Here is a 3,927-nt window from a genome sequence, read left to right on the forward strand (position 1 = left end):
CAAACCACCACGATGGCTGATGGCGTCAACCTCGCGGCTTCTGGAGTAGACACCCCTAGAAGACAATCGTTTTGAAAAACATATTTAGTTCAATGAAAGCCAAGGTGTTTGATATGAAGTCTCCTCATCATAACGCTCCAGAAGAAGGGTCTTGGCGGCTCGCCCCTCTGACTCCTGAGTACATTGAGCGTGAGCATGGGTGCTACGTAGCTGCGATTAAGGATGCCATAAAGGATCCAGGCGTTCGTAATATAGCGTTGTCAGGGAACTACGGTGTTGGAAAGAGCAGCATCTTGGCGGAGGTTGCAAATCAGCACAGAGAGCATGTGGTAGAGTTATCATTATCCACGTTGGCGCCGATGGAAGCGTCGAATTTTGACGAATCTGTTCCGAAACAGGCCACCACACCTACAAATCGTATTCAGCAAGAGATTGTTAAACAACTTCTTTACCGCGAGGAGCCTAAAAAGACGCCGGGATCTCGGTTTCAGAGGATTGAGCGTTTCAGCTGGCCTCGGGAGGTGGGAATAGCTAGTCTCATTGGGATTCTGTCCACAGCGATTTTCCTTATAGCCGGGTGGACCGAAAAAATTGGCACTGATCTTCTTAGTGTGGGCGAGGTGGGTGTATGGACCCATTTGGCGGTTTGGGGACTGGCATTGATTTTAGTATTATCTGGCCGATACCTCACCTATGGGCGGCTTCATGTAAGCCGCGTCTCAGCTGGATCAGCGACGGTAACACTCGACGAAAAATCAGCGTCTTATTTTGATCAATATCTCGACGAAATTGTCTATTTCTTTGAGGTGTCTAAAAGAGACATTGTAATTTTTGAAGATATCGATCGTTTTGACGATTCATATATTTTCGAAACACTTAGATCCCTTAACACCTTGCTGAATAGCTCCCCCAAAAGGAGTACTACACCCATTCGATTCGTCTATGCGATAAAAGACAGCATTTTCGACCAGCTTGGTACGAAGAAAGAGGGGGGTAAGGGTCAGAGATCTTCATTGGTTATTGATGATCCTGCGCAAGCCGAGGCTGTGCGTGCGAACCGGACTAAGTTTTTTGACCTAGTAATTCCGGTTGTACCATTTATTAACCACCGAACTGCCAGGGATATCGCATCTCAACTCCTAGCCGGTATTGAACATCGGGTTGACGAGGATCTCATTGATCTAGCTAGTCGGTATATTCCCGATATGAGGCTTCTTAAAAATGTACGCAATGAGTTCGTTGTATTTCGGGATAGAATTTTCTCAGGTTCAGGAGAGCAGTTAAAACTTAGCGAGACAGAGCTATTTGCAATGATGTTGTATAAAAGTACTCACCTGTCAGATTTTGAGGAAATTAGGGTAGGGAAAAGTAAACTTGATGAAATATATGATAAGTTTCGGACGGTCGTTCTGAAAAGTATAGCAAATTTCGATAAAAGGATAAGAGATATCCATTTGCGTTTAAGTAAAGTTAATGGGGTTCCTAAAAACAGCGATTTTTTGGGACGCAAATTAATTGCTCACATAGATAGAACCGTACGCTCAGCAAATTTTCATTGTACTAACGAAAGAATGACATTTGATGGAAAGAAGTTTAATAGGGATTATATTGAATCTGAAGAGTTCTGGAAGCAGTTGGCTGAGGCCCCAGACAATTCTGAGTTGACTTGGAATAGCCAAGACCCATATGGACGTAATACCTTGCGTTTTGTAAAAAGCGATATAGAAGGAGCATTAAATACCAGTATTGATAGGGACGACTGGGACGAAGCATATCGTTCTGAGCTTGAAGATGAGATCTCTCAGCTTCGTGATAATGTTAATTTTTTGCGTAGCGCAGATATGGGAGATATTCTTAGGAATCCAGAAATGTTGTCTGATGCCAAGGATCCTGAAAAATCTTTTGAAGCCATAGTAAGCGATTTGCTGAGTAAAGGTTTGGCATATCACTTGATTCGCTCTGGTCACATCAATCGAAACTTTACTTTGTATACGTCAACATTTCATGGCGATAGGGTGAGTGCAGCTGCAACGAACTTCATAGTTCATCATGTTGAACGTAATAGCATGGACGAGTACTTTGAGCTGGACAACGAAGATGTTAAGTCTGTAATTCGTGAGTGTGGAGGAAAGTCTCTCAAAGAGCCTGCACTGTATAATGTAGCGATTCTTGACTATCTTTTGAGAAATGATGTGTATAAAGCGGATATTATGCTTACGTCGGTAGTCCGCTTCGGTGTCGAAGAAGAGCGATTTCTTCAGGCTTATTTGAGCAGCGCAAATGAGACAACGCTGTTTGCTGAGCGCTTTGTTAAGTTGACGTCTAAGGCTCTATCGTACCTCGTTGACCAAGTAGATTTAGATGATAACAATCGCATAAATTTGATTAGTGTTGCGCTGGGGGCTTTGAGCAGTAAGCTTAAGTATCAAGCGGATTCGTCCGTAGCGGAATTCCTGAAGTCTAATTATGAAGATCTTCCTGTCTTGCAGTCAACATCAATTACTCGATCGGAAGTGGAAAGAATTTCTGAAGTTTTCTTAAAAACACGTGCTGTGGTATCTAGCCTAGAGCCATTATCACCAATCGTTAAAGAAGTCTTTATAGAGAAGAATCTCTATGAAATAAATTTAGATAACTTGAAATTGGTTTTGGGCCCTGATACGAAGTTGTCGCTAGACAATATATTGGTTGAAGATGAGGCTGTGTACCGATACATTTTGAATAGCCTGGATGCTTATCTATTAGCAGTTGATGGGGTTTCGGTTACGATTGAGTCCGAGGAACATTTCGTCGATGTGATTAACGATGTTATTGGCGGTTACGCTGAACAGTTTGGTAGGTTCGTCGAAGGTGTTTCAGGTTCCTGTGTTGTTGCTGACATCGAAGATGTCTCGGAGGACGCATGGCCAGTACTTGCTTTATATCAACGATTCCCATCAACGTTTAGCAATATCAATAATTACATTTCTTCAATTGGTGAGATTGATGAGAATCTTGCAAAAGTGTTGACCTCTTCTGAGGCGATCGTAGAGCAAGAATCTGAGGACGACAGTGATAAAGAGCGAGTGGCAATTAAGATCCTATCGGCAAAAGATCATCTACCGTCTCCGTACCTCCGAGCCAGCCTTGTGGGTAGCTTGAATTTAAATGGGGTCTTACATGCAGAGGATATTCCTTTAGAGAACGGTGAGCTATTTGCACTGCTCGTGGAGAGAGAGATTGTCGAGGACAGCGAAGAGACATTTTCACATCTGGCTAATGCTGACTGGCCCACACGTGAGCGCTTCATTCAGTCCTCTACACACTTCGAAACGTTTGTCTCTCCTGATCTTATGGGTCATGATTTAACTAACTTCCTTCTTAGTGAAAATATTGCACTAGCGGTAAAGGTGGCAGTGGTGAAACAGGCTGATCAGTACGTTGAGTATTGTGACCAGGATGATTTGACTAAGCTGGCAGAGTTTTCTTTGAATAATAGTTGTCCTGTCTCATTTTACGTCGTAGCTTGTTTGGCCCACGGCGGCGTCGATAACCGGTATGTGATAGCATTGCTTGAACCTCATTTAGATGATTTGCCTTTTGAGCGGGTCTCTGAAATATTGGAAGTACTTGAGGGTGACTACCCTCAGCTGACATCAGTTGGAGCGGATGTCCCAAAATTAAGTGATTCACGTTCAAACTTAGCGCTTATAGAGAAGCTCATAAGTCACGGTATTGTTAGTAAGTATAGTTCCGATGGGAAGGTTATCACCATTTACAAAAAACGTAAGTGAAATTCTTTGCATATAGAATAACTGTTAACCGTGTCGCCTTAGTCTCGGCGAACTATCGAGGATTCCTCGGTAGTTCGCCTCATCCGGTCCTTCCTTGGTATTCGCCGGTTCTCCGATCAAGGCTTTTTATAATGGGGAATGCTTGAGTTCTTCC

1 protein-coding gene is annotated in these 3,927 nt (G+C 43.2%); it reads left to right on the forward strand.

Translation table 11 applies throughout. The features are described from left to right. Positions 1-71: 71 nt before the first annotated feature. Positions 72-3,773, forward strand: a complete 3,702-nt coding sequence (locus tag AAE484_RS17305) for a YobI family P-loop NTPase (protein WP_341939689.1) — start codon at positions 72-74, stop codon at positions 3,771-3,773. The last annotated feature ends 154 nt before the right edge of the window (positions 3,774-3,927 follow it).

Origin of the sequence: Marinimicrobium sp. C2-29, from assembly GCF_038419845.1 — a bacterium.
Classification (GTDB): domain Bacteria; phylum Pseudomonadota; class Gammaproteobacteria; order Pseudomonadales; family Cellvibrionaceae; genus Marinimicrobium.